Genomic DNA, 24,881 nt, shown 5'->3' with positions numbered 1-24,881 from the left:
GCGAACGCCGCTGGCCGCCAGCGGTCTACCGGTGCGGCGGGATGGTGATCACCGTCGGCAGCTCAGGAACCCTGGGCACCGGCGGGATGGTGATCACCGACGGCAGCGACGGCAGGCGCGGGTGATGGTGATGAGTGTCGCCGGGTACCGGTGCCTGCCGTGGCGGTGGTTGTTGCGGCGGTGCCTGCCCGGACGGGGCCGGTGCGGCGGTGGTGCTGCTCGCGCTGGCAGAGGTGCTGGTCGAGCTGGTCGTACTGCTCGAGCTGGTGGTGCTCGACGAGCTGCTCGCCGGCGCGGTGCCGCCGCCCCCGGGCCCTCGGCTGGTCAGCTCGACGATGCCCCAGATCACCAGCGCGAGCATCAGCGCGATGAGCCCGAACCAGGCGATCAGCACCGACCGTCGGCGAAACCAGGGCGTCGTTGTTGCCGCGGCGAAGTCCGCGGTGTCCGGGTCCGTGGGAGGCTGCTGTTCGAACTGGTTGTAAGCAGGGTTGTACTGGGTCGGTGCGTTTCCGGGCTGGTATCGCGGGTCAGCGGGGTTGTGCGTCGGGCCGGGGGGACCGAACGGGGCCGGCTGCGGCCCGGGCGGTTGAGGCCCGCGCTGGCCGTACTGGGTGGATCGGGTTGGGTCGTCCCCGGGTTTGCCGGAGCCGTCTGAAGATCCGAAGCGCGCCATTCCAGCGATCGTAATGGAAACCGGTGATGGGTGAGCTGGGAGACAGGTCAGAACGTCTCGACGTTGTCGATACTGACGAACATGCCGTGTCCGGTGCGGTCATTGGTGAATCGGGTGCCGTCGATATCGGCTTCGATCTTCCAGCCCTGAGCCTGGTAGGTCAGGTAGTCGATGGTGACTACCGGGATGTCGCCCAAGTTGCCCAGAACCCACTGCACGGTGCCGTCGGAACTGACGCTGACGCCGTTGGCCTGCTCGCCGTCCTTGCGTGGGCTGTTGGTGAACTCCGCCTCGCAGCCGACCTGCCGCTTCGAGATCTGGCAGCGGGTCCTACCGGACTTCGTCTCGATGAAGACGTAACCGTTCTCGTCGGGCGGTAGAACGGCGCCGCCCGGCCTGTTCGGGGTGCTCGAGGGAGGCGGCTTGGTTGGGGCCGGGGTGCTCGGCGGCGCCGTGGTGGGTTGGGGGGTCCGAAACGACGGCTCGGCCGGCCCGCCGCCGCCGGGAGCCGCGGTGGGGTTGCCGTCGATGGTGGAAGTGCAACCGGCCAGCAGCAGAACAGCGGCCAGCGTCAGCCGCCCACCGATTGCCTTCGTTCTCACCTGATCCGGTACCTGCACTCAAATCCCCTGCGACATAGATTGGCATTCAGCCTACGCATTCTGTGACGCGAGTGGCTGCAGTGACGCGCGTTCCGGCGGATCAACTCGGCGTGGCCGTCCTCGCAGTTCGGCGAGCAGGCGCGGGGCTAGGAAAAGTCCCGGAATGCCAACACCCCGCCGGCGGCGGCGGTAACCGCCGCGAGCCCGTACCCGAGCACCGACCACCAGCCGGCGTGCAGGTAGGCGGTGACCGCCACGATCGCGATGGCGCAGAAGATCAGCACCATTCCGTAGAGCGGGGGCTTGGCTGCATATCGCTTGTCGGCCATGTGTTTTCGGGCCTCCTACTCGTCCGGATCCGGCTGCGCGACCACAGTCGGCGACTGCTCGGGGACTGCGGGGGAGAGCGCGGACTGCACTCGCCCGCGCACCAGATACCAGCCGAGGAACAGTGCCGGTGCGCCGATGCACACCGCGGTGCGGATCCAGATGCCGTATTCGGGGTCGAACATCATCAGCACCAGAACGGCGGCCAAAAACGCCAAAGTGGCGTATCCGCTGTAGGGAGCCAGCGGCATCCGGAATGCCGGCCGTCGCAGCTCGCCGGTCTTGGTCAACGCGAAGAACCGCAGCTGGCAGGCCACAATCGTCGCCCACGCCGTTATCACGCCCAACGCGGCGATATTGAGCACGATTTCGAAGGCATGCTCCGGAACGACGGCGTTGAGCGCGACACCGAGCAGGCCGATCATGCCGGTCAGCAGGATGCCCCCGTAGGGCACGCCGTTCCTGGACAACGGTGCGGTGAACTTCGGCCCGCTACCGTTGACCGCCATCGATCGCAGGATCCGCCCGGTGGAGTACAGCCCGGCGTTGAGGCTGGAAAACGCCGCGGTGAGCACCACCAGGTTCATCAGGCTGCCGGCGCCGGTGAACCCGAGCTTGGCGAAGAACGTGACGAACGGGCTCTCGCCATGCTTGTAGGCGGTGTAGGGCAGCAGCAACGCCAGCAGCACCACCGAACCGACGTAGAAGATGCCGATACGGGCGATCACCGAGTTGATCGCGCGCGGCATGATCTTCTCGGGCTCGGCGGTCTCGCCGGCCGCGGTCCCGACCAGTTCGACCGCGGCGTAGGAGAACACCACCCCAGAGGTCACCAAGACCAGCGGCAGCAGGCCGGTGGGAAGGAAGCCGCCGTTGTCGGTCCACAGGTGCAGGCCGGTGCTCTGGCCGTCGAGCTGGTAGCGCCCGCCCAAGAAGACGGTGCCGACGACCAGGAATGTCAACAGGGCCACCACCTTGATCAGCGCGGCCCAGAACTCCAGCTCGCCGAAGAGCTTCACCGAGATCAGGTTCATCGACACCACTGCCACCAGCGCGATCAACGCCAACGTCCACTGCGGCATGACGTGGAACCCGCCCCAGTAGTAGAAATACGTCGCGATCGCCGTGGTGTCGACGATGCCGGTCATCGACCAGTTCACGAAGTACAACCAGCCGACCGCAAAAGCTGTCTTCTCCCCGAAGAACTCGCGGGCATAGGACACGAACGACCCCGACGTGGGGCGGTGCAGGACCAGCTCGCCGAGCGCCCGAAGGATGAAGAACACGAAGACGCCGCAGATGCCGTAGACCAGAAACAAACTCGGGCCGGCCTCGTGCAGGCGCCGGCCGGCGCCCAGAAACAGCCCCGTGCCGATCGCTCCGCCGATTGCGATCATCTGTACCTGGCGAGGATGGAGATCCTTGCGGTAGCCCTCGTCCTCGCGGGCCAGGACGGCCGGCGAAACCAGGTGGGGATCGGGGGCCTGTGACATCGGTGCAGGGTAACCGACGCGGATCGATTTCAGGATCGCGCCGACCGCTCGCTGCTAAATTCGGACACGGTACCGGCGACGAGAGGGTACGCCATGGCGAATTCCAGCGGGCTGTTGTTCAATCCGCGCGGCTATGACCCGATGCAGTTCGATCCCGAGACGCGACGCCAACTGCGGACGTTGATCACCTGGTTCGAGGACCGCGGCAAGGCCAAGCTGCTCGCCGACGATATAGACGCGGTCTGGGTCGCGGACTTTCTGGAATTCATCAAGCGGGAACGGATCTTCGCGACCTTCCTCACACCATCGGAATATGGCGGCGGCGACCCGAACAAGCGCTGGGACACCTCGCGAAATGCCGCGCTTAGCGAGATCTTCGGGTTCTACGGACTGGCGTATTGGTACGCCGAGCAGGTCACGATCCTCGGACTTGGGCCGATCTGGCAGAGCGACAACATTGAAGCCAAGAAGCGTGCGGCCGCCCAACTCGAGTCGGGCGGCGTGATGGCCTTCGGGCTCTCCGAGCGTGAGCATGGCGCGGACATCTACAACACCGACATGCTCCTGACCCCCGCAGGCGACGGCGACGCCGAGGGAGTGGCATTTCGGGCGTCGGGGCAGAAGTACTACATCGGCAACGGCAACGTGGCCGGCATGGTGTCGGTGTTCTCCCGCCGTGCCGACGTCGACGGCGCCGACGGCTATGTGTGGTTTGTCGCCGACAGCGGTCATGACGATTACCGGCTGATCGGCAACGTCGTGCACGGCCAGATGTATGTGAGCAACTTCGAGTTGATCGATTACCCGGTGCGCGAGGAGGACATCCTGTGCACCGGGCCGGACGCGTTCTCGGCCGCACTCAACACCGTTAACGTCGGCAAATTCAACCTGTGCACCGCGTCGATCGGGATGTGCGAGCACGCGTTCTACGAGGCGATCACCCACGCCAACAATCGCGTGCTGTACGGCAACCCGGTCACCGACTTCGGCCACGTGCGCGCCAGTTTCGTCGACGCCTACGCCCGGTTGATCGCGATGAAGCTGTTCAGTGACCGCGGGATCGACTACTTCCGCAGCGCCAGCCGCGATGATCGGCGCTACCTGCTGTTCAATCCGGTCACCAAGTCCAAGGTCACCTCTGAGGGTGAAACGGTGATCACCCTGCTGCAAGACGTCCTCGCCGCGAAGAGTTTCGAGAAGAACACCTACTTCGCCGAGGTCGCGCGGCTGATCGGGTGTCTGCCGCGGCTGGAGGGGACCGTGCACGTCAACGTTGCGCAGATCCTGAAATTCATGCCGAATTACCTGTTCAATCCTGTTGCACCCGCCGGATACCCCGAGGTCGGTACCCGCGACGATGCGGCCGACGACGTGTTCTTCTGGGCGCAGGGGCCGGCGCGGGGCGCCTCGAAGGTGCAGTTCGCCGACTGGACGCCGGTGTACGAGAAAGCTCTCGACCTGCCCAATGTCGCCCGCTTCTACGAACAGGCCACCGCGCTCAAGGAACTGCTGTCCACCGCCGCGCCGGACGCAGACCAGCAGCGTGACCTGGACTTCATGCTGGTGGTTGGACACTTGTTCACCCTGGTCGTGTACGGCCAGTTGATTCTCGAGCAGGCCCACCTGATCGACCTGGATCGCGATCTTCTGGATCAGATCTTCGATGTTGCGATCCGAGACTTCTCCGCACATGCGATTGCTCTGCACGGAAAGGCGAGTTCGACTCCAGCGCAGCAGGATTGGGCGTTGTCGGCGGTGCGCAAACCGGTCGTCGACGCGCGCCGCTTCGACCGGGTCTGGGCGCAGGTGAAGGCTTATGACGGGGCGTACGAGATGCGGCCATAGGAGAAGCTTTTTGCTCGGCCGAACAGCCTGGAGTTCAGCTTCCACAGCCAGCGAGAAGGCCCTTGGTCACGAGTTCGTGGCGGATCCCGGCTTGACCAACCGGGCGCCCAGCTCCCCGGGCTCGACGCGGTGACCTGCCGCGCAGCGGATCTCGACCGACGCGTCGGTCCCGCAGCCCAGGTGGGTCAGACGTACCCGCCCGCGGTTGGGCAAGTGGCGTTGCCCCCACTGAAACATCGCCCAGACCACCGGCATGAAATCGATTCCGGCCTCGGTCAGGACGTATTCGTTGCGGCTGCGCTGGCCCGGCTCACGGTAGGGCTGCCGAGCCAGTAAGCCGAGGTCGACGAGTTCGGCCAGCCGGGTGGCGGTCGCCGCCTTGGTGATGCCCACCCGCTGGGCGAAGTCGTCGAAGCGGGTGGTGCCGTAGTAGGCCTCCCGCATGACCAGCATCGCGGACTTGGTGCCGACGACTGCCATGGTCTTTTCGACCGGACACTCACCGACCGCCGACCAGGAATCGCGGTCGGCGAGGGGCCCCTGCAGAAAAGTCATCTCGATCACCTCATTCCTGAGTTGACTCTACTATACCCAGGGTGTATATCTGAGTATAGGTGACCATACTCAGAGGGCAGGAGAGTTCGCGATGACCGGATACCAAGGCCGCGACGCCGTCATCGTCGGCGCGGTTCGCACACCGATCGGCAAGGGCAAGCCGGGTGGCGCATTGCACGAAGTCCTGCCCGCCGATCTGCTGGCGCACAGCTTGCGGGAATTGGTGCTGAGAACGGGGATCGATCCGATGCAGGTGGACGACGTGATCGCCGGTGCCGTCACACAGGTGGGCGATCAGGCCGTCAACATCGGCCGTAATGCTTTGTTGGGAGCGGGGTTTCCCGAATCGGTTCCCGGCACCACCATCGACCGGCAATGCGGCAGCAGTCAGCAGGCGATCAGCTTTGCGGCCCAGGGCGTACTGGCCGGTGCCTATGACGTCGTCATCGCGGCCGGGGTGGAGTCGATGAGCCGCGTCCCGATGGGCAGCTCGGTGTTGCCGGGCAGCAATCCGTTCGGCGCGGACATGACGCACCGGTACCCCGAAGGGCTGGTGCCGCAGGGCATCAGCGCCGAGTTGATCGCCGCCCGGTGGGGTTTCTCCCGTGCCGAGCTCGACGAGTTCTCCGCCGCCAGCCACGAGAAGGCGGCGCGGGCAACCAAGGAAGGACTCTTCGACGACGAGCTCGCCCCGATCGCAGGCCTGACCACCGACGAGATCATCCGGCCCGGCACCACCGTGGAGACGTTGGCGTCGTTGCGCCCGGCGTTCTACGACGAAGCGGTAAAAGCCCGTTTCCCGCAAATCAATTGGGAGATCACCGCCGGCAACTCGTCCCCGCTGTCCGACGGCAGTGCAGCGCTGCTGATCACCAGCGGCGAAGCCGCCAAGAAGATGGGCCTGCGGCCACTGGCACGTATCCACACCACCACCGTCGTCGGGTCCGACCCGCTCTACATGCTCACCGGGGTGATCCCGGCCACCGAGAAAGTGTTGCGGCGCGCCGGTTTGAACCTGGCAGATATCGACCTGTTCGAGGTCAACGAGGCCTTCGCCCCGGTGGTGCTGGCCTGGGCGAAGAAAACCGGCGCGGAGCTGGCGAAGACGAACGTCAACGGCGGCGCCATCGCGATCGGGCATCCGTTGGGCGCCAGCGGCGCACGCCTGATGACCACCCTGGTAAACGCGTTGCAGCACAGCGGGAAACGCTTCGGCCTGCAGACGATGTGCGAGGGCGGCGGCATGGCCAACGCCACCATCATCGAGCGCCTGGGCTAGACGGGGCCGTCATGAGCACCGAACCGAACGCCTCCGGCACCGAGCGACTGGCCCGTCGCGTCGCCGACCTCTACGCCACCGACGCCCAATTCCAGGCAGCGCAACCGGACCCCGACGTCATCGCGGCGGCACGCCGGCCTGGCTTGCGACTCGCTGAGGTGTTGCAGACATTGGCCGGCGGCTATGCGGAGCGCCCGGCCGTCGGTGAGCGCGCCCGTGAGCTGGTGACCGATTCCGCGACGGGCCGCACCACGGCGCGGCTGTTGCCCCGGTTCGAGACGATCAGCTATCGGCAGCTGTGGGCGCAAGCGGGGGCGATCGCCGCCGGCTGGCGCCACCACCACAGCGATCCCCTGCAGCCCGGCGATTTCGTCGCCACCATCGGTTTCGCCAGTGCGGACTATCTGACCATCGACCTGGCCTGCGCCTATCTCGGCCTGGTGTCGGTGCCGTTGCAGCACACCGCTTCTGCATCGCAGCTGAGGTCGATCGTCACCGAGGTGCAGCCGCGGGTGGTGGCGGTGGGCGCCGCATACCTGGAGCTTACGCTGGAATCGGCATTGGACAGCCCGTCGCTGCGCCACGTGCTGATCTTCGACCATCAGCCGGAACTCGATGCGCACCGGGAGGCGCTGGCACGGGCTCGCGAGCGCATCCGCGGCGCCGGCGTCCCGGTCGTCGTCGAGACGCTCGACGACGTAGTTCAGCGCGGCCGCGCGCTGCCGCCCGAGCCGCTCTTCACCGCAGGCACCGACGAGCGGCTGGCGATGATTCTCTACACCTCGGGCAGTACCGGCGCACCGAAGGGCGCCATGCACTCCGAACGGACGCTCACGAAGCTGTGGACGGCGGCGTCAACGTTTCTCTCGTCGTCGGAGACACCGGTGTTCAACGTCAACTTCATGCCGCTCAACCACCTCGGCGGCCGGCTGCCGCTGGTCTCGTCGTTCATAGCCGGCGGCACAAGCTATTTCGTAGCCGAGCCCGACCTGTCGACGCTGTTCGACGACTGGTCACTGGTGCGCCCCACCGAGCTTCCGCTGGTACCCAGAGTGATCGACATGCTCTACCAGCGCCACCGCAGCGCGGTGGCCGGATTGATCGCCGGCGGCGCCACCCCCGAGGCCGCGGCGGCCGAGGCGGCAGCGGAATTACGCGACGGCCTGCTCGGCGGCCGGGTGCTGGGCGGGTTCGTCGGTACCGCGCCGCTGGCCCCGGCGATGGCGGCGTTTCTCGATTCGGCACTGCAGGTGCACCTCTCCGACGGCTACGGCTTGACCGAGGTCGGCGGGGTCACCCGGGACGGCGCCATCCTTCGGCCGCCGGTGCTGGACTACAAGCTCGTCGACGTCCCCGAACTCGGGTACTTCACCACCGACCGGCCGCATCCGCGCGGTGAACTGCTGATCAAATCGGCGACCGCCACGATGGGGTATTTCAAGCGCCCCGACGTCACTGCCGAGGTCTTCGACAACGACGGCTACTACCGCACCGGTGATGTGATGGCCGAGCTGGCACCGGACCGGTTGGCCTACGTCGACCGCAGCCGAAACGTGCTCAAGCTCGCGCAGGGTGAGTTCGTCGCGGTCGCGCGCTTGGATGCGGTTTTCGCCGCGGCACCCGGGGTGGGCCAGATATTCGTCTACGGCAACAGCGAACGCTCGTACCTGCTCGCGGTGATCGTTCCGACACCCCAGGTTCGTGAGCAATTCGCCGACGACGCCGGCGAGCTGAAGGCCGTGCTCCGCGATTCGCTGCGGCAGACCGCCAAAGCGGCCGAGCTGCAGTCTTATGAGGTCCCGGTCGACTTCCTGATCGAGACAGCACCCTTCACCGCCGCAGCCGGCCTCGTCTCGGGCGTCGGGAAGCTGTTGCGCCCCGCGCTCACAGCGCGCTACGGCCGGCGACTCGAGCAGCTCTACACCGATATCGAGCTGGCGCAGGCGGACGAACTGCATGCGCTGCGCAACTCCGCGACCGACCAGCCGGTGCTCGACACCGTGCGCCGGGCCGCGGTCGCGGTACTCGGCTCCGCGGGCGTCGACGTGGACCCGGACGCCCACTTCACCGATCTTGGCGGCGACTCGCTGTCCGCCCTGACGTTCTCGGAGCTGCTGCACGACGTCTTCCGAGTCGACGTGCCCGTGGGAGTCATCATCAGCCCCACGTCCACCCTCGAGCAGCTGGCGAACCACGTGGTGGCGCAACAGGGAGGCGCTTCAACGCGCCCCACAAGCGCCACGGTGCACGGGCCCGACGCGGCGACGTTACGGGCGAGCGAGGTGACCCTGGACAAATTCATCGATGCCACGACGCTGGCCGAGGCGCTGACGCGTCCGCACGTCACCGGCGAGCCGCGCACCGTGCTGCTCACCGGCGCCAACGGCTATCTCGGCCGGTTCATCGCCTTGCAGTGGCTGGAAAGGCTCTCTCAGACCGGCGGCACACTGATCTGCATCGTGCGCGGCAGCGACGACGCGGCGGCGTGGGTGCGCCTGGAGCAGATGTTCGACAGCGGCGACGACGGGCTGCGGCGGCGTTTCCGTGCGCTGGCGGCCGAGCATCTCGAGGTCATTGCCGGCGACATCGGTGAACCCGACCTCGGGCTGGACGAGGCCACCTGGAGCCGGCTGGGGCGCAGCGTGGATCTGATCGTGCACGCGGCCGCCCTGGTCAACCACGTACTGCCCTATGAGCAGCTGTTCGGCCCGAACGTCGTCGGCACCGCGGAGGTGATCCGGCTGGCGATCACCACCCGGATCAAGCCGATCACGTTCCTGTCGACGGTGGCTGTTGCCATGACGGTCGACCCGGCCGCCTTCACCGAGGACGGCGACATCCGCGAGATCAACCCGGTCCGGGCTATCGGCGACGGCTACGCCAGCGGCTACGCCAACAGTAAGTGGGCTGGGGAGGTGTTGCTGCGGCAGGCGTTTGACCACTGCGCGCTGCCGGTGACGGTCTTCCGATCGGACATGATCCTCGCGCACCGCCGCTTTACCGGACAGCTCAACGTCCCCGACGCGTTCACCCGACTGGTCTTCAGCCTGCTTGTCACAGGCCTCGCGCCACGGTCTTTCTACGAGACCGGGCCCTCCGGTGAGCGGCCGCGCGCGCACTACAGCGGCTTGCCGGTTGATTTCGTCGCCGAGGCGATTGCGGTCCTGGGCGCGCGCGGCGCCGGCGGATTCCGATCCTTCGACGTGATGAACCCCCACGACGACGGTATCTCGTTGGACACCTTTGCCGATTGGCTCGGCGATGCCGGTCAACCGATCGATCGCATCGATGACTACGACGCATGGTTGGCGCGCTTCGAAACGGCGTTGCGGTTGCTTCCGGAAAAGCTGCGCCGGCACAGCGTGCTGCCGCTGCTGGACGCCTACCGGAAACCGCAGCAACCGCTGCGCGGCGCCCCGGCGCCGACGGCGGCCTTCCGCGCCGCGGTCCAGGACGCGCAACTCGGTGACGGCGAGGACATCCCGCAGCTGTCGCCAGAACTGATCGAAAAGTACGTCGCGGATCTGAAACACCTCGGCGTGCTGCCGGCCGGCAGTTCGACAATCGTTGAGACACAATAGAAAGGACGCCGAAAATGAATCAGATTCGAGCCGCCGCCGTGCAGATCAGCCCGGTCCTCTACAGCCGGGAAGGGACCGTCGCACGGGTGGTGGCCAAGATCGAGCAGCTGTCACGCCAAGGTGTGCAATTCGCGGTCTTTCCCGAAACGGTGATCCCGTACTACCCGTACTTCTCGTTCGTGCAGCGCCCCTTCGAGATGCGCCCGCAACACCTCACCTTGATGGAGCAGGCCGTGACGATCCCGTCGCCCGAGGTCGATGCGATCGCAGCCGCGGCTAGGCAAGCCGAAATGGTGGTCTCCATCGGTGTCAGCGAGCGCGACGGCGGCTCGCTGTACAACACGCAGCTGCTGTTCGACGCCGACGGCAGCCTGCTGCAGCGCCGGCGCAAGATCATGCCGACCTATCACGAACGGATGATCTGGGGGCAGGGCGATGGCAGCGGGCTGCGTGCCGTCGACAGCGCGGTCGGCCGGGTCGGCCAGCTGGCCTGCTGGGAGCACTACATCCCGCTGGCCCGCTACGCCTTGATCGCCGACGGCGAGCAGATCCACGCAGGGATGTGGCCGGGATCGTTTGCCGGTGAACTGTTCACCCAACAGGTCGAGATCAGCATGCGCAATCATGCCCTGGAGTCGGCCGCCTTCGTCGTGAACGCCACCGCCTGGCTGGATGCCGATCAACAGGCGCGGATCATGGCGGACACCGGGTGCCCGATCGGTCCGATCTCAGGCGGGTGCTTCACCGCGATCATCACCCCGCACGGCGAGCTGCTCGGTGAGCCACTGCTTTTCGGTGAGGGCGAGGTGATCGCCGACCTGGACTTCTCGCTGATCGATGCCCGCAAGTCGCAGATGGATTCGCGCGGTCACTACAGCCGCCCGGATCTGCTGAGCCTGCTGGTGGATCGCACCCCACGTGCGCATGTCCGGGACCGTTTCGAAGAACCCGCGGATGCCGATGTCGAGGAGGTGGATCGTGTCGCAGTCTTGCCCGCGTGAGACCCGCTTCTCCGGCGTGCGGGTGCGCTACGAGAGCACCAAGAGCTACGACGAGCTGGTTGCCGCGTTGCTCGCCGAGGTCGGCGACCGCCCGGTTCCCATCGACGACCTCGGCAAGGACTTCGCCAGCTGGGACGCGTACCGCAATAAGGTCGAATCCCATGTCGGCCCAGGCGGATTCATGCTGTTCACGATCTTCGACCATGGCGGCTGGATCACGAAGGCAGGCATCGACCGCAAGGTGTTGCGCGTCATCATCGGCAACCCGCTGATCGCGATCACGATGTTGCGCCACGACGTGACCGCGGGACTGTTCGCTCCGGTGGAGTTGCTGCTGGTCGACGAGGAGAACGGCGCCAGCAGTTTGACCTACCTCAAACCGTCCTCGCTGATGGTGATCGAAGAAAACCCCGCGCTGCTGGCGGCCGCCGAAGAACTCGATGCCAAGTTGGCCGCCCTGGCCGCGAAGGTCGCGGCATGACCCCCGCGGGAAGGCGCATCTTCTTCGCGGGCGCTTCGGGAGTCATCGGCAGCCGGCTCGTCCCGATGCTGGCGCAGGCGGGCCATAGCGTCGGGGCGATGACGAGATCAGCCGAGAAGGCCGACAGGTTGGCTGCCATGGGAGCCCAACCGATCGTCTGCGACGTCTTCGACCGGCTGGCCCTGACGAGCGCCGTTCGTGGGTTTGCGCCCGACCTGGTTCTGCATGAGCTGACCGATCTTCCCGACGATCTGGGAGATCTGCCCGAGGTGTCGCTGCTCAATGCCCGGATACGGGTCGAGGGCACCCGAAATCTCATCGACGCGTTGGAGGGCCTGAAGCCGACGAAGTTCGTTGCCCAAAGCGTTGCGTGGACGATGCGCCCCGGCCCGGAAGCAGACGCGGTCGCCGCACTCGAGGAAGCCGTGCTCGCCGTCAACGGCGTCGTCCTGCGCTACGGCCTGTTCTACGGGCCCGGCACCTACTACCCGGGAGAACTTCCTCCGGCGCCCCGTGTGCACATCGACACCGCCGCCGCGCGAACCCTGCAGGACCTCGACGCGCCGACGGGCATCGTGACGGTCGTCGACGGCTGATTGCTGAATGATCCTTGGGTTCAGCGTCTTGCGTCCACGGCGCCGGGCAGGGCGTTGAGGAGTTTCGCGTCGGCCGTGAGCAGGGTCAGGCGCTCGATCGCGGCCTGCGCGACCAGCATCGCGTCGAACGGGTCCCGGTGCGGCAGAGCGGCGAGGTCTGCTGCCAGCGCGTGGCGGCGGCTGACCGGCAGGTCACGCAGCCCGGACCGGTCGGTCAAGCCCTCCAGGTCGGGCGGCAGGGTGAGCTTGCCGAGGTTGGCCTTGATGGACATCTCCCACATGCTGGCGGCGGAGACGAACACACTCTCGCCCCCGGTGATCCGGTCTCGCGCCTGCGGCCCCAGCCGGGGACTGTCTTCAAGCAGCCAGAGCAGGACATGAGTGTCCAGCAGCAGACCGGTCATCCGGTTCCGAACAGGGCGCTGATGGCGGGGTCGACGTCGTCGAAGTGCTCGTCGTCGTAGTCGAGCCGCCCGCCGGCGATGCCAAAGGCGATATGGACGCGCGGATGCGGGACGAGATCGGCGATCGGCCTGCCAGCACGCGCGATCGTGATCGTCTCACCGTTTTCGACCCGGGCCAGGAGGCTCGACAAGTGCGTCTTCGCATCGTGGATGTTGACGGTGGACACGCAGCCAGCCTACCTTGATTAGTCCAGTCGGACTAACCTCATTGGCCCCCGGCCGCCGATGTGGACGGCCACTCCCGTCCCGCCGGGAACAAACGCGCGACGTCGCCCGTTGACCAGTTCGATAAGTTGAGTCACAAGCACTCAAGTCTGAGTTGACAGCAGGACCGCGGAAGCGCATCCTTGAGCGCAGTCCGCTCAGACTAGGGAATCGTCAATCAGGGAGGAAACCACAATGGCTCGTGCTGTCGGAATCGACCTCGGGACCACCAACTCTTGCGTCTCGGTGCTGGAGGGCGGCGATCCCGTCGTCGTAGCCAACTCGGAGGGCTCGCGCACCACCCCGTCGGTCGTCGCGTTCGCCCGTAACGGCGAGGTACTGGTCGGCCAGCCCGCAAAGAACCAGGCGGTCACCAACGTCGACCGCACCATCCGCTCGGTCAAGCGCCACATGGGCACCGACTGGAAAGTCGAGATCGACGGCAAGGACTACACCGCGCAGGAGATCAGCGCCCGCGTGCTGATGAAGCTCAAGCGCGACGCGGAGGCCTACCTCGGTGAGGACATCACCGACGCGGTCATCACCGTGCCCGCCTACTTCAACGACGCCCAGCGCCAGTCCACCAAGGAAGCCGGCCAGATCGCCGGGCTGAACGTGCTGCGCATCGTCAACGAGCCGACCGCGGCCGCATTGGCCTACGGCCTGGACAAGGGCCAGAAGGAACAGACCATTCTGGTCTTCGACCTCGGCGGCGGCACCTTCGACGTCTCGCTGCTGGAGATCGGCGAGGGCGTGGTCGAGGTGCGGGCCACCTCCGGTGACAACCACCTCGGTGGCGACGACTGGGATGACCGCGTCGTCGAGTGGCTGGTCGACAAGTTCAAGGGCACCTCGGGCATCGACCTGACCAAGGACAAGATGGCGATGCAGCGGCTGCGTGAAGCGGCCGAGAAGGCCAAGATCGAGCTGTCGAGCTCGCAGAGCACCTCGATCAACCTGCCCTACATCACCGTCGACGCCGACAAGAATCCGTTGTTCCTCGACGAGCAGCTGACCCGTTCGGAGTTTCAGAAGATCACCCAGGATCTGCTGGACCGCACCCGCAAGCCGTTCCAGTCGGTGATCAAGGACGCCGGAATCCCGGTGTCCGACATCGACCACGTGGTGCTGGTGGGCGGTTCCACCCGGATGCCCGCGGTGACCGAGCTGGTCAAGGAGCTGACCGGCGGCCAGGAGCCCAACAAGGGTGTCAACCCCGATGAGGTTGTCGCCGTGGGTGCCGCGCTGCAGGCCGGTGTGCTCAAGGGCGAGGTGAAAGACGTTCTGCTGCTTGACGTCACCCCGCTGTCGCTTGGTATTGAGACCAAGGGTGGGGTGATGACCAAGCTGATCGAGCGCAACACCACCATCCCGACCAAGCGGAGCGAGACCTTCACCACCGCCGACGACAACCAGCCGTCGGTGCAGATTCAGGTCTTCCAGGGTGAGCGCGAGATCGCCTCGCACAACAAGCTGCTCGGCTCCTTCGAGCTGACCGGTATCCCGCCGGCTCCGCGCGGTGTGCCGCAGATCGAGGTCACCTTCGACATCGACGCCAACGGCATCGTGCACGTCACCGCCAAGGACAAGGGCACCGGCAAGGAGAACACGATCAAGATCCAGGAGGGCTCCGGCCTTTCCCAGGAGGAGATCGACCGGATGATCAAGGACGCCGAGGCGCACGCGGACGAGGACCGCAAGCGTCGGGAAGAGGCCGACGTTCGCAACCAGGCCGAGTCGCTGGTCTACCAGACCGAAAAGTTCGTCACCGAACAACGCGAGGCTGAGGGCGGTTCGAAGGTTCCCGAGGACACCCTCGCCAAGGTCGACGCCGCCATCGGTGAGGCCAAGAAGGCGCTGGAAGGCACCGATATCGCTGCCATCAAGTCGGCGATGGAGAAGCTGGGCGTCGAATCGCAGGCGCTGGGTCAGGCGATCTACGAGGCCACCCAGGCCGAGCAGGCCGCCGGTGACGGAGAGGGCGGTGCGTCCGCCGGCCCCGACGACGTCGTGGACGCCGAAGTGGTCGACGAGGAGCCCAAGTGAGCGAAGGCGAATCACGCGAGCCGACTCCGGAGACGATCACCGTGACCGACAAGCGCCGCATTGACCCGGAAACCGGTGAAGTGCGCGCGAGTTCTGCCGGGCCGGCCCCAAGTGGGCCGGCACCGGCGGAACCGGTCGCCGACGGTGGCGAGGTCGACCAGGTCGCGGAACTGACCGCCGACCTGCAGCGGGTGCAGGCGGACTTCGCCAACTATCGCAAGCGGGCGCTGCGCGATCAGCAGGGCGTTGTAGACCGGGCCAAAGGCGCGGTGGTGACCGAACTGCTTGGGATCCTTGATGACCTGGACCGCGCCCGCAGTCACGGCGATCTCGAATCCGGGCCGTTGAAAGCGGTGGCGGACAAGCTGTCCGGCGTACTCAGCGGACTGGGTCTGTCGGCGTTCGGCGCCGAGGGCGACGAGTTCGACCCGCTGCTGCACGAGGCTGTCCAGCATGAGGGTGACGGCACCCGTTCGGTGATCGGCACCGTGATGCGGCAGGGCTACAAACTCGGTGAGCAGGTGTTGCGCCACGCGATGGTCGGAGTGGTCGACACCGTTCCGGACGCCGGCGAGGACAGCGGCGAAGCCGAAGACGAAGAAGCCGGCGAGAATTGATCAGGTGAGGAGGTGACGCGTCATGGCTCAGCGTGAATGGGTCGAGAAGGACTTCTACAAGGAGTTGGGCGTCGCCTCCGACGCTACCGAGAAGGACGTCAAGAGCGCCTACCGCAAGTTGGCGTCTGCACTGCATCCGGACAAGAACCCGAACAACCCGGCTGCTGCGGAGCGCTTCAAGGCCGTGTCCGAGGCCTACAGCGTGTTGTCCGACGAGGCCAAGCGCAAGGAATACGACGAAACCCGGCGACTGTTCGCCGGCGGCGGGTTCGGACGGCGCAATGGCGGCGCCGGCTTCGGCGGCGGCAACTTCGATCGGTTTTCCACCGGAGGCGACGGCAGCGAGTTCAACCTCAACGACCTGTTCGGCGCCGCCGGTCAGACCGGTGGGGCCAACATCGGCGATCTCTTCGGCGGGCTGTTCGGGCGCGGCGCGCAGCAGCGGCCCAGCCGGCCGCGGCGCGGAAACGACCTGGAAACCGACTCCGAGCTGAGCTTCCTGGAGGCCACCAAGGGCGTGGAGATGCCCCTGCGGCTGACCAGTGCCGCACCGTGCACCAACTGCCACGGCAGTGGCGCCCGGCCCGGGACCAGCCCGAAAGTGTGCTCGTCCTGCAACGGATCCGGGGTGATCAGCAGCAACCAGGGCGCCTTCGGCTTCTCCGAGCCGTGTACCGACTGCCGCGGCAGCGGGTCGCTCATCGAGCACCCGTGCTCCGAGTGCAGGGGGACCGGACGGGCGGCCCGCACCCGTACCATCAACGTGCGAATTCCACCGGGAGTCGAAGACGGCCAACGGATTCGGCTGGCCGGCCAAGGCGAGGCGGGGCTGCGCGGGGCACCGTCCGGCGACCTGTACGTGACGGTGCGGGTGCGCCCGGACAAGGTCTTCAGCCGTGACGGCGACGACCTGACGGTCACCATCCCGGTCAGCTTCTCCGAACTTGCTCTGGGCACCACGCTTTCGGTGCCGACGCTGGACGGCAAAGTCGGCGTTCGTGTTCCCAAGGGAACCGCCGACGGCCGGATTCTGCGGGTGCGTGGGCGCGGTGTGCCCAAGCGTGGCGGCGGCAACGGCGACCTGCTGGTCACCGTGAAGGTCGCGGTCCCGCCGAATCTGGAGGGCCCCGCGCAGGATGCACTCGAGGCGTATGCGGCAGCGGAGCGGTCCAGCGGGTTCGACCCGAGGTCCGGATGGGCGGGCAACCGGTCATGAGCAAATCCGAAAACTCCCGGACCTTCCTGATCTCGGTGGCCGCCGAGCTGGCCGGTATGCATGCGCAGACGCTGCGGACGTATGACCGGATCGGGTTGGTCAGTCCGGGCCGCAGCTCCGGTGGTGGACGCCGCTACTCGGAGCGAGATGTGGATCTGTTGCGTGAGGTACAGCGGCTCTCGCACGACGAGGGCGTCAACCTGGCCGGCATCAAGCGGATCATCGAGCTGACCAACCAGGTCGAGGCGCTGCAGTCGCGGATCAAGGAGATGGCGGCCGAGCTGGACATGTTGCGCGCCAACCAGCGCCGCGAGATCGCGGTGGTCCCCAAGAGCACCGCCGTGGTGGTCTGGAAGCCGCGCCGCCCCTAGCGTGAGCGTGCGTAAACCCGGCAATTTTGTCGGCATGTCGGCCGGGGACGCGCACGCTCGCGCTCAAGGGACGTGAATGGAGAACTGGGCCACGCCGGGTTCGCCCGGGCGGGCCACCCGATAACCGCCGCGGCGCAGCGCATCGGTGGGCGCGGCCATCGGCTCGAAGCAGATCACGTCTTCGGTGGCCGGCGCGTAGATCTGTGCCGCCGGATACCCCTCGTCGAAGTGCACCTCGATACGTCGGCCGGCGCCGGAGACCGCGAACAGCGCCCCGGCGGACACTTCATCGAAGCCGTCGTCAAACACCTTGGCACCCAACAAGTCGGTGCTTGCCGGGTGGGGTCGGGTCTCCCCGGTGGGGATGCCGCGAGTGTCGATGAGCCGGGAGCGCATAGCCGGCGTCTCGATGCGCCACTGATCCCGGGGCGCGCGGGGCAGCTGCAGATACGGGTGGAACCCGAAGCACAGCGGCACCGCCGCGCCGGTGGTGGCGGTGACCGTGGTGCGCACCGTCAGGGTGTGGTCCGCGAGGGTGACGGCCAAGCTCAGCAGGTGCGGGAACGGGAAGGACGCCAACAACTCCGGCCGCGAGCCGAAGTCGAGTTCGGCGGTCAACGCCGACTCTGACTGCTCGCCCACCCGCCATCCGGGGTCTCCGGCCAGCGTGCCGTGAATCGGGGCGCCGTGCTCATCGGTGTGCACCCCGCCGGTGCCGGGAGTGAGCGTGACCTCGGTTCCGCGGACGCGGTATCCGTTGCCGCTCAACCGGTTCGCCCACGGATACAGCAGTGGGATGCCCATGGTCTTGGAATCGGAGACATAAGCCTGCAGGCCCCTGCGCTGGCCGAGCAACTCCACACCGCCGTCGGACAGTGAGGTGCCGATCATCCCGGCGCTCGGGACGAACGTCGCCGTCAGCTCCGACGAGGGATCACGCAGTGTGCAGGCCTTGAACTCAGTCATGGTCACTCCGACAATGGGTCGTGTTGAAGGCGTTGAGCAGGAGCCCCTTTGGCAATCAATGCGGCTGCGGTGGCCCGCGTCATCTCCGGACCACCGCAGATCAGGATCTGCCGGTCACCCCAGCTGCCGTAGCGGGTGACCACATCCGGCAACTGCCCGGTCTGCCGCAGGTGCAGGCCCCGCGGCGGCGTCACATCGGGGTAGTCGGCGGCCCAGTCCGGATCTTTCGCGTACTCCGACACCGGGGTCACCGACAGCCACGGGTTGTGCGCCGCGATCTGCCACAGGGTGGGCAGGTCGTACAGCTCGCACGGGTAGCGGGCCCCGAAGAACAGGTGTACGCGCGGGTTCACACCCCAGCGGGTCAGGTCCATGATGATCGCTCGCAGTGGTGCCAGCCCGGTGCTACCCGCCACCATCAGCACGTCGCCGGCCTCGCGGTCGATGTGCAGGCCGCCGTGCGGGCTGGACAGCCGCCACCGGTCACCGGGCCGGGTCTCGTTGACGATCGCGGTGCTGACCAGCCCGCCGGAGACCGCGCGCACGTGGAACTCGATGGCGCCGGTCTCGTCGGCGGGCATGGAAGGTGAGAGGTAGCGCCATGACCGTGGGCACTGCGGCACCTCGACTTTGACGTACTGGCCCGGATGGTAGGGCAGTGGATGGTCGAGCTGGATCCGGATAGCGGCTATGTCGCGGGAGAGCCGCAGGTGCTCGACGACGGTGCCGTCCCACCAGGCCGGGCCGTCTTCGGCGTCGGCGGCACCGCCCATCACCCCGGTGACCAGATTCAGTGACTCGCGGGCGGCGGCGTCGACCGCAGGCGTCCAGCTGTCGCCGAGTTCGTCACGCAGCGCGACGTAGAGCACTTGACCCATGGTGTCGTAATGGTGTTGCTTCACACCGTATTTGCGGTGATCTCGGCCGAGTTGCGCCAAGAACGAGATCGGCTCCTGGGCGCGCTGGGCGATGAACTCGCCGTAGACCCAGCTCATGGCCTGGGCGAATGCGATGCGGGTGGCGGCCAGGTCGGCGGGGAACAGATCTCGGGCCGACGGGTTGGTGCCGAACCAGCGGGTGAACAGACGGCCGACGAAACTCTCGGTGCCGTCCGGGACTGCGAACGCGTCGCGCAACACCTGCAGCGCGTCACGGTCGTCAAGGCCCACGCTGGCGATTTTATGCTGGCCAGCGGCGATACCGGCTAGAGCGCGTGAATTCCGTTGTAGACCACCATCGCACCGATGAGAACCAGGATGATCGCGACCAGCGCGGCGTGCTGCTGCTCCATCCAGTCCTTGAGCCGTCCCAGCGCCGGGTCAAGCCGGTGGCTGGCAGTCAGGTAGCCCAGAATCGGGATCACGACCGTCGCTGCGGCGATGGCAACGAAGAGCACGCTTGCCTGCCAGGTGCCCGCCGTGCCCAATCCGGCGCTGCCAATGGCCAGGCCGGCGGCCGCGCACATGAACAACACCTCCGGTCGGATCACCGCCAGCGCCGCGGCTGTCAGCCCGGCGCGCGGCGGGGTCATCGACGTGAAAGAGCGCATCCAACCGGGCATCTCGCCGTGTCCGTGCCGGGTCAACCAGCGGTAGACGCCGAACGCGATCAGCGCCACGCCGACCGCGATCCGCAGCCACGATGCCCAACCCGGAGGCGTCGTCCGCAAGCCGCCAAGCAGACCGGATGCGGCCACGAAGGCGGCGGTGAGCGCGGTCAGGCCGGCCAGCCAGCCGATGAGGAATGCCAGCCCCGTCTCGCGCGGGCGCGCAGTGTGCAGCACCAGCACCGCCGGGATCACGGTGATCGGGGAGAGCGCCACCACCAGCGCGAGCGGAATCAACGCGGTCCACACCGAACCCAAGCCGGACGTCATGGGCAGCACGGTAGCCGTTGGGTCGCCCGAAATCGGCGATGACGGCGTCGGGTTGCTCGATACCCGTACCGGGTATAGGTTCGGGGAAAGTCACCCGGAAGGCGGATATGTCACCCACGCGCGAATGTCCTGATCGGCGCCGGCGCACCTCCAAGGCGGGTCGCCGGATCGGCATGACGGGCGTGATCGCCGCATTGACCTGCACGCTGGCCTGCTGCCTGCCGGCGATTCTGGTCGCACTCGGTGCGGGGGCATCCGCTGCTGCGGGCGCGGGCCATGCCGCGCACGGCTCCGGTGGCTCCCCGGGACGGTTCGGCGCCCTGCTCGACGTGCTGCATCGGGTCAGCCCGGGGCTGCTGATCGTGTCGATCGCACTCGTTGCCGGTGCGTTCGCGATGAGGCGTCGCGCGGCGGTGCTGCCGGCACTACTGGCCGGAGCCGTGCTCTACCTCAGCGTCCATGGTCAGACCGATCCGGCCGTGATGTATGCCGGGATGGCGCTCGGCTACGGCGCCTGGATCGGCCTCTACCTCTGGACGCGGCCGTCAGCCGAGGCCTGCGAGCACCAGGCGGATGGCGTAGGCGCCTGACAGTGCGCCGGCATGCATGACGCGCGGCCTCGGCGATCAAAATAGACTTGAGTGGAACAGACTCAACCTTGACGGCGTTGGACTTCACGACAAGCATTTTTGGCGGGCCGTTCTAGGCTCGCTCTGACCCCGAATGGAGGTGTCGTGGACTCGTTCAACCCGACCACCAAGACGCAGGCGGCCTTGACGGCGGCTTTGCAGACGGCCACCGCCGCCGGCAACCCGGAAATCCGGCCCGCACACCTGCTGCAGGCCCTGCTGACCCAGAACGAAGGGATCGCCGCGCCGCTGCTGGAGGCGGTCGGGGTGGATCCGGCGACCATCCGCAGCGAAGCGCAGCGCCTGATCGACCTGGCGCCGCAGGTGGCCAGTTCCAGTGCGCAACCGCAGTTGGCCCGCGAGTCGCTGGCGGCGATCACCACCGCCCAGCAGTTGGCCACCGAGATGGACGACGAGTACGTCTCCACCGAACACCTGATGGTGGGCCTGGCCACCGGAGACTCCGACGTGGCCAAGGTGCTGACCGGCCACGGTGCTTCCCCGCAGGCCCTGCGGGAGGCCTTCGTCAAGGTGCGCGGCAGCGCGCGGGTCACCAGTGCCGACCCGGAGGCCAGCTACCAGGCGTTGGAGAAGTACTCCACCGACCTGACCGCGCAAGCCCGCGAAGGCAAGCTCGACCCGGTCATCGGCCGCGACACCGAAATCCGCCGTGTCGTACAGGTTTTGAGTCGACGCACCAAGAACAACCCGGTGCTCATCGGTGAGCCCGGCGTCGGCAAGACCGCGATCGTCGAGGGCCTGGCCCAGCGCATCATCGCCGGCGACGTCCCGGACAGCCTGCGCGACAAGACCGTCGTCTCCTTGGACCTGGGCTCGATGGTGGCCGGGGCCAAGTACCGCGGCGAGTTCGAGGAACGCCTCAAGGCCGTCCTCGATGAGATCAAGAACTCCGCGGGGCAGATCATCACCTTCATCGACGAGCTGCACACCATCGTCGGCGCCGGCGCCACCGGCGAGGGCGCGATGGACGCCGGCAACATGATCAAGCCGATGCTGGCCCGCGGCGAGCTGCGGCTGGTCGGCGCCACCACGCTGGAGGAGTACCGCAAGTACATCGAGAAGGACGCCGCGCTGGAGCGGCGCTTCCAGCAGGTCTACGTCGGCGAACCGTCGGCTGAGGACACCATCGGCATCCTGCGCGGCCTCAAGGACCGCTACGAGGTGCACCACGGTGTGCGGATCACCGACTCCGCGCTGGTCGCGGCGGCCACCTTGAGTGACCGCTACATCACCGCCCGCTTCCTGCCGGACAAGGCCATCGACCTGGTCGACGAGGCCGCCTCGCGCCTGCGGATGGAGATCGACTCCCGGCCCGTCGAGATCGACGAGGTCGAGCGGCTGGTGCGCCGGCTGGAGATCGAAGAGATGGCGCTCGAGAAGGAAGAGGACGACGCATCCAAAGACCGGCTGGAGAAGCTACGTGCTGAGCTGGCCGACCACAAGGAAAAACTGGCCGAACTGACCACCCGGTGGCACAACGAGAAGAACGCCATCGACGTCGTCCGCGAACTCAAGGAGCAGCTGGAAACCCTGCGCGGCGAATCCGACCGCGCCGAACGCGACGGCGACCTGGCCAAGGCGGCCGAGCTGCGCTACGGGCGTATCCCCGAGGTGGAGAAGAAACTCGAGGCGGCGATCCCGGCCGCTCGGGCTCAAGAGAACCTCATGCTCAAGGAAGAGGTCGGACCCGACGACATCGCCGATGTGGTGAGCGCCTGGACCGGCATCCCGGCCGGGCGACTGCTGGAGGGCGAGACCGCCAAGCTGCTGCGGATGGAAGAGGAGCTGGGCCGCCGCGTCGTCGGGCAGCGCAAGCCGGTGCAGGCGGTGTCGGACGCGGTGCGGCGCAGCCGGGCCGGGGTCGCCGACCCCAACCGGCCGACGGGTTCGTTCCTGTTCCTGGGTCCCACCGGTGTCGGCAAGACCGAGCTGGCCAAGGCGCTGGCCGACTTCCTCTTCGACGACGAACGGGCGATGGTCCGCATCGACATGAGCGAGTACGGCGAGAAGCACTCGGTAGCGCGGCTGGTCGGGGCGCCCCCCGGCTATGTCGGCTACGACCAGGGCGGTCAGCTGACCGAGGCGGTGCGCCGCCGGCCCTACACGGTGGTGCTGTTCGACGAGGTGGAGAAGGCGCACCCGGACGTGTTCGACGTGCTGCTGCAGGTGCTCGACGAGGGTCGGCTCACCGACGGGCAGGGCCGCACCGTGGACTTCCGCAACACCATCCTGATCCTGACCTCCAACCTGGGTCACGGTGGTACCGACGAGCAGGTGATGGCCGCGGTGCGGGCGGCGTTCAAGCCGGAGTTCATCAACCGGCTCGACGACGTGCTGATCTTCGAGGGCCTCAACCCCGAGGACCTGGTCCGGATCGTCGACATCCAGCTCGAACAGCTGAGCAAGCGGTTGGCGCAGCGCCGGCTGACCCTGGAGGTGTCGCTGGAAGCCAAGAAGTGGCTGGCCGACCGTGGCTTCGACCCCGTTTACGGGGCGCGGCCGCTGCGCCGGCTGATCCAGCAGGCCATCGGCGACCAGCTGGCCAAGCTGCTTCTGGCCGGTGAGGTGCACGACGGCGACGTCGTGCCGGTCAACATCAGTCCCGACGGCGACTCGCTGATCTTGGGCTGAGCGCGAAGAAGTAAGGGTCCCCCGAACACCGTTCGGGGGATCTTTACGTTGCCCGTCTGTCCCCTAGCAGATGCGGTGGCAAAGCTGATGAGTTAGCCTACCGAGAACTGAGAGAGTCCGATATTTTCTAATATCGTCGTTAACTTGGAGGGTTCGGTTATGTCGCATCGGCGCGATCGCCTGGTGGGTGCACTCGGCACGGTAGGCGCGTTCGTGGTGCTCGGGACGGCTCCGCTGACCACCGCACCCGCGGCGAACGCGGACTTCGACGACTTGTTCCAGCCCATCATCGATGCGTTCAGCATGGTCGACCCCGGCATCGCGACCGACACCGACCCGGGCTCGGCGCTGGCCTCGTGGGACTCCCTGGTCGACGGTTGGTACCAGGACCTCGTCTACACCCCGCTGCACGGCATCGCGCCGTGGCTGTTCGGTCCGGATCTGCCCGGCAGTGCCGTCGCGTACGACGCGGACAGCACCAACGTCCCAGACAACTTCACCGTCCCGATGGACGTCAAGCTCGGCACCCAGCCGGTGGTCAGCGTCTCGGTGGGCGGTGGTGCGCAGACCGATGTGCTGGTTGACACCGGCGCGGCCGGACTCGTCATACCGATCTGGAACATCAACCCCTTCGGCATCACCGGCCTGCCCACCGGCTTCAACATCGGCCAGTTCGGCGGCAACCTGAACTACTTCTATGCGGAACTGCCCACCACGGTCACGTTTACCGGCGTCGGCGGGGACACGGTCACCGCCGACACCTCGGTCGATGCGGTGCTCTTCGCGTTCCCGGCGAACTTCAACATCTTCGGCCCGTGGTCCATCGAGGACTACTTGGCCGGCACCTCCACCGGCGTCCTGGGGATCGGACCCAACGCGCTCGGACCCACTCCCGACCACATTCCGACCGCCGATCTGCCGGGCAACCTCGGTAACGGCGTGCTGATCGACCAGCCCAACGGGAAGCTGATCTTCGGGGATAACCCGTTGGAAGGTGGCACCGCGATCCAGGGGGCGCCGTGGACGTACCCTGTCAGCGACCTGCAGGTGAGCATCAACGGTGCTGATCCCGTGGCGGTGCGTTCCGTCATCGACTCCGGCGGGGTCTACGGGACCATGCCGACCGCGGCACTGGCAGGCTCCGGCGTGACACCGGTCAACGGATCCCTGCCCGACGGGACGACCATTGAGGTCTCCGCCAAGGACGGGACGCCGCTGTACTCCTACACGGTCGGGTCCCAGGCAGGCGAGGTGCGCAGCCCGACCGTGATCGGTAGCGGCGGCATGAACACCGGAAACTGGCTGTTCGCCCAGCAACCCGTCTACATCTCGTACAGCCCGAGCGGCGTTGGGCAGACCATCGTCGGTGGCACCCCCATCGAACCGTGATGGCTTATCCGCCCT

At 66.9% G+C, this 24,881-nt stretch carries 23 protein-coding genes; 13 read left to right on the top strand and 10 right to left on the bottom strand.

Annotation, left to right across the window (positions count from 1 at the left end):
• Nucleotides 1-25: 25 nt before the first annotated feature.
• The 4 genes from ACZYY4_RS08670 to ACZYY4_RS08655 form a co-directional block, all read right to left on the bottom strand.
• Nucleotides 26-676 carry a hypothetical protein gene (locus tag ACZYY4_RS08670; RefSeq protein WP_463809449.1) on the bottom strand — a complete coding sequence of 217 codons (651 nt, stop codon included), beginning with the start codon at nt 674-676 and terminating at the stop codon, nt 26-28.
• A gap of 47 nt (nt 677-723) precedes the next feature.
• Nucleotides 724-1,296, bottom strand: a complete 573-nt coding sequence (locus ACZYY4_RS08665) for a hypothetical protein (RefSeq protein WP_463809447.1) — start codon at nt 1,294-1,296, stop codon at nt 724-726.
• 128 nt (nt 1,297-1,424) lie between these two features.
• A complete protein-coding gene (locus tag ACZYY4_RS08660) occupies nt 1,425-1,607 on the bottom strand; it encodes a hypothetical protein (protein WP_463809445.1) in 183 nt (60 codons plus the stop codon).
• A 15-nt stretch (nt 1,608-1,622) separates the two neighbouring features.
• Nucleotides 1,623-3,098, bottom strand: coding sequence for an amino acid permease (locus ACZYY4_RS08655; RefSeq protein ID WP_463809443.1), 1,476 nt, complete (start codon nt 3,096-3,098; stop codon nt 1,623-1,625).
• A 93-nt stretch (nt 3,099-3,191) separates the two neighbouring features.
• Between ACZYY4_RS08655 and ACZYY4_RS08650 the strand changes: the two genes are divergently transcribed.
• On the top strand, nt 3,192-4,943 hold the full coding sequence (locus ACZYY4_RS08650; RefSeq protein ID WP_463809441.1) for an acyl-CoA dehydrogenase family protein: 1,752 nt from the start codon (nt 3,192-3,194) through the stop codon (nt 4,941-4,943).
• Between the two features lie 66 nt (nt 4,944-5,009).
• Here the strand turns inward: ACZYY4_RS08650 and ACZYY4_RS08645 are convergent, their stop codons facing one another.
• Nucleotides 5,010-5,498 carry a winged helix-turn-helix transcriptional regulator gene (locus ACZYY4_RS08645; protein ID WP_463809439.1) on the bottom strand — a complete coding sequence of 163 codons (489 nt, stop codon included), beginning with the start codon at nt 5,496-5,498 and terminating at the stop codon, nt 5,010-5,012.
• 91 nt (nt 5,499-5,589) lie between these two features.
• Between ACZYY4_RS08645 and ACZYY4_RS08640 the strand changes: the two genes are divergently transcribed.
• The 5 genes from ACZYY4_RS08640 to ACZYY4_RS08620 are packed head-to-tail and all read left to right on the top strand — an operon-like array spanning nt 5,590 to nt 12,436.
• The gene (locus ACZYY4_RS08640; RefSeq protein WP_463809437.1) at nt 5,590-6,777 is read left to right on the top strand and encodes a thiolase family protein; all 1,188 of its coding nucleotides are present in this window, start codon (nt 5,590-5,592) and stop codon (nt 6,775-6,777) included.
• Between the two features lie 11 nt (nt 6,778-6,788).
• On the top strand, nt 6,789-10,358 hold the full coding sequence (car, locus tag ACZYY4_RS08635) for a carboxylic acid reductase (RefSeq protein WP_463809435.1): 3,570 nt from the start codon (nt 6,789-6,791) through the stop codon (nt 10,356-10,358).
• 14 nt (nt 10,359-10,372) lie between these two features.
• The gene (locus tag ACZYY4_RS08630) at nt 10,373-11,359 is read left to right on the top strand and encodes a nitrilase-related carbon-nitrogen hydrolase (RefSeq protein WP_463809433.1); all 987 of its coding nucleotides are present in this window, start codon (nt 10,373-10,375) and stop codon (nt 11,357-11,359) included.
• On the top strand, nt 11,319-11,840 hold the full coding sequence (locus ACZYY4_RS08625; RefSeq protein WP_463809431.1) for a DUF302 domain-containing protein: 522 nt from the start codon (nt 11,319-11,321) through the stop codon (nt 11,838-11,840). Before ACZYY4_RS08630 ends, ACZYY4_RS08625 begins: the two co-directional genes overlap by 41 nt.
• Nucleotides 11,837-12,436 carry an NAD-dependent epimerase/dehydratase family protein gene (locus ACZYY4_RS08620; RefSeq protein ID WP_463809429.1) on the top strand — a complete coding sequence of 200 codons (600 nt, stop codon included), beginning with the start codon at nt 11,837-11,839 and terminating at the stop codon, nt 12,434-12,436. Before ACZYY4_RS08625 ends, ACZYY4_RS08620 begins: the two co-directional genes overlap by 4 nt.
• Before the next feature lie 20 nt (nt 12,437-12,456).
• On the opposite strand, the gene ACZYY4_RS08615 is transcribed toward ACZYY4_RS08620, so the two are convergent.
• Nucleotides 12,457-12,840: a type II toxin-antitoxin system VapC family toxin gene (locus ACZYY4_RS08615; RefSeq protein ID WP_463809427.1), complete on the bottom strand. Its 384-nt coding sequence runs from the start codon at nt 12,838-12,840 to the stop codon at nt 12,457-12,459.
• Nucleotides 12,837-13,067, bottom strand: coding sequence for a type II toxin-antitoxin system Phd/YefM family antitoxin (locus tag ACZYY4_RS08610; protein ID WP_463809425.1), 231 nt, complete (start codon nt 13,065-13,067; stop codon nt 12,837-12,839). The genes ACZYY4_RS08615 and ACZYY4_RS08610 overlap by 4 nt, the downstream gene beginning before the upstream one ends.
• 232 nt (nt 13,068-13,299) lie before the next feature.
• On the opposite strand from ACZYY4_RS08610, the gene dnaK reads away from it, so the two are divergent.
• Genes dnaK through ACZYY4_RS08590 form a run of 4 tightly spaced genes read left to right on the top strand, consistent with a single transcriptional unit; the run spans nt 13,300 to nt 17,354 of the window.
• Complete coding sequence (gene dnaK, locus ACZYY4_RS08605; RefSeq protein WP_463809423.1) at nt 13,300-15,150, top strand: molecular chaperone DnaK; 1,851 nt, start codon at nt 13,300-13,302, stop codon at nt 15,148-15,150.
• The gene (gene grpE / locus ACZYY4_RS08600) at nt 15,147-15,767 is read left to right on the top strand and encodes a nucleotide exchange factor GrpE (RefSeq protein ID WP_463809421.1); all 621 of its coding nucleotides are present in this window, start codon (nt 15,147-15,149) and stop codon (nt 15,765-15,767) included. Before dnaK ends, grpE begins: the two co-directional genes overlap by 4 nt.
• Nucleotides 15,768-15,789: 22 nt before the next feature.
• Nucleotides 15,790-16,983, top strand: coding sequence for a molecular chaperone DnaJ (gene dnaJ / locus ACZYY4_RS08595; RefSeq protein WP_463809419.1), 1,194 nt, complete (start codon nt 15,790-15,792; stop codon nt 16,981-16,983).
• The gene (locus ACZYY4_RS08590) at nt 16,980-17,354 is read left to right on the top strand and encodes a heat shock protein transcriptional repressor HspR (RefSeq protein WP_463809417.1); all 375 of its coding nucleotides are present in this window, start codon (nt 16,980-16,982) and stop codon (nt 17,352-17,354) included. The genes dnaJ and ACZYY4_RS08590 overlap by 4 nt, the downstream gene beginning before the upstream one ends.
• A 63-nt stretch (nt 17,355-17,417) precedes the next feature.
• Here ACZYY4_RS08590 and ACZYY4_RS08585 read toward each other — a convergent pair whose 3' ends face one another.
• The 3 genes from ACZYY4_RS08585 to ACZYY4_RS08575 are packed head-to-tail and all read right to left on the bottom strand — an operon-like array spanning nt 17,418 to nt 20,196.
• Nucleotides 17,418-18,320, bottom strand: a complete 903-nt coding sequence (locus tag ACZYY4_RS08585; RefSeq protein ID WP_463809415.1) for an aldose 1-epimerase — start codon at nt 18,318-18,320, stop codon at nt 17,418-17,420.
• Nucleotides 18,321-18,322: 2 nt separating this feature from the next.
• Nucleotides 18,323-19,489, bottom strand: coding sequence for an FAD-binding oxidoreductase (locus ACZYY4_RS08580; RefSeq protein ID WP_463809413.1), 1,167 nt, complete (start codon nt 19,487-19,489; stop codon nt 18,323-18,325).
• A gap of 35 nt (nt 19,490-19,524) precedes the next feature.
• Nucleotides 19,525-20,196: a GAP family protein gene (locus ACZYY4_RS08575; protein ID WP_463809411.1), complete on the bottom strand. Its 672-nt coding sequence runs from the start codon at nt 20,194-20,196 to the stop codon at nt 19,525-19,527.
• A 107-nt stretch (nt 20,197-20,303) separates the two neighbouring features.
• Between ACZYY4_RS08575 and ACZYY4_RS08570 the strand changes: the two genes are divergently transcribed.
• The 3 genes from ACZYY4_RS08570 to ACZYY4_RS08560 all read left to right on the top strand — a co-directional run bounded on the left by ACZYY4_RS08570 (nt 20,304) and on the right by ACZYY4_RS08560 (nt 24,866).
• Nucleotides 20,304-20,786: a hypothetical protein gene (locus tag ACZYY4_RS08570; protein WP_463809409.1), complete on the top strand. Its 483-nt coding sequence runs from the start codon at nt 20,304-20,306 to the stop codon at nt 20,784-20,786.
• A 144-nt stretch (nt 20,787-20,930) separates the two neighbouring features.
• On the top strand, nt 20,931-23,477 hold the full coding sequence (gene clpB, locus ACZYY4_RS08565; RefSeq protein WP_463809407.1) for an ATP-dependent chaperone ClpB: 2,547 nt from the start codon (nt 20,931-20,933) through the stop codon (nt 23,475-23,477).
• A gap of 159 nt (nt 23,478-23,636) precedes the next feature.
• Nucleotides 23,637-24,866, top strand: coding sequence for a PecA family PE domain-processing aspartic protease (locus tag ACZYY4_RS08560; RefSeq protein WP_463809405.1), 1,230 nt, complete (start codon nt 23,637-23,639; stop codon nt 24,864-24,866).
• The last annotated feature ends 15 nt before the right edge of the window (nt 24,867-24,881 follow it).

The sequence above is a fragment of the Mycobacterium sp. IDUB_21 genome (assembly GCF_055419425.1).
Note: the sequence above shows the minus strand (reverse complement) of the source record. Positions and strands in the feature narration are given on the sequence as shown.

What these genes read in the sequence shown, in the direction of transcription:
- ACZYY4_RS08625 (WP_463809431.1), top strand. Translation starts at nt 11,319, where the DNA reads ATGTCGAGGAGGTGGATCGTGTCGCAGTCTTGCCCGCGTGAGACCCGC.
- ACZYY4_RS08620 (WP_463809429.1), top strand. Translation starts at nt 11,837, where the DNA reads ATGACCCCCGCGGGAAGGCGCATCTTCTTCGCGGGCGCTTCGGGAGTC.
- ACZYY4_RS08630 (WP_463809433.1), top strand. Translation starts at nt 10,373, where the DNA reads ATGAATCAGATTCGAGCCGCCGCCGTGCAGATCAGCCCGGTCCTCTAC.
- ACZYY4_RS08660 (WP_463809445.1), bottom strand. Translation starts at nt 1,607, where the DNA reads ATGGCCGACAAGCGATATGCAGCCAAGCCCCCGCTCTACGGAATGGTG.
- ACZYY4_RS08670 (WP_463809449.1), bottom strand. Translation starts at nt 676, where the DNA reads ATGGCGCGCTTCGGATCTTCAGACGGCTCCGGCAAACCCGGGGACGAC.
- ACZYY4_RS08560 (WP_463809405.1), top strand. Translation starts at nt 23,637, where the DNA reads ATGTCGCATCGGCGCGATCGCCTGGTGGGTGCACTCGGCACGGTAGGC.
- ACZYY4_RS08645 (WP_463809439.1), bottom strand. Translation starts at nt 5,498, where the DNA reads ATGACTTTTCTGCAGGGGCCCCTCGCCGACCGCGATTCCTGGTCGGCG.
- ACZYY4_RS08590 (WP_463809417.1), top strand. Translation starts at nt 16,980, where the DNA reads ATGAGCAAATCCGAAAACTCCCGGACCTTCCTGATCTCGGTGGCCGCC.
- dnaJ (WP_463809419.1), top strand. Translation starts at nt 15,790, where the DNA reads ATGGCTCAGCGTGAATGGGTCGAGAAGGACTTCTACAAGGAGTTGGGC.
- ACZYY4_RS08585 (WP_463809415.1), bottom strand. Translation starts at nt 18,320, where the DNA reads ATGACTGAGTTCAAGGCCTGCACACTGCGTGATCCCTCGTCGGAGCTG.
- ACZYY4_RS08575 (WP_463809411.1), bottom strand. Translation starts at nt 20,196, where the DNA reads ATGACGTCCGGCTTGGGTTCGGTGTGGACCGCGTTGATTCCGCTCGCG.
- ACZYY4_RS08615 (WP_463809427.1), bottom strand. Translation starts at nt 12,840, where the DNA reads ATGACCGGTCTGCTGCTGGACACTCATGTCCTGCTCTGGCTGCTTGAA.
- ACZYY4_RS08640 (WP_463809437.1), top strand. Translation starts at nt 5,590, where the DNA reads ATGACCGGATACCAAGGCCGCGACGCCGTCATCGTCGGCGCGGTTCGC.
- ACZYY4_RS08655 (WP_463809443.1), bottom strand. Translation starts at nt 3,098, where the DNA reads ATGTCACAGGCCCCCGATCCCCACCTGGTTTCGCCGGCCGTCCTGGCC.
- ACZYY4_RS08570 (WP_463809409.1), top strand. Translation starts at nt 20,304, where the DNA reads ATGTCACCCACGCGCGAATGTCCTGATCGGCGCCGGCGCACCTCCAAG.
- ACZYY4_RS08650 (WP_463809441.1), top strand. Translation starts at nt 3,192, where the DNA reads ATGGCGAATTCCAGCGGGCTGTTGTTCAATCCGCGCGGCTATGACCCG.
- dnaK (WP_463809423.1), top strand. Translation starts at nt 13,300, where the DNA reads ATGGCTCGTGCTGTCGGAATCGACCTCGGGACCACCAACTCTTGCGTC.
- car (WP_463809435.1), top strand. Translation starts at nt 6,789, where the DNA reads ATGAGCACCGAACCGAACGCCTCCGGCACCGAGCGACTGGCCCGTCGC.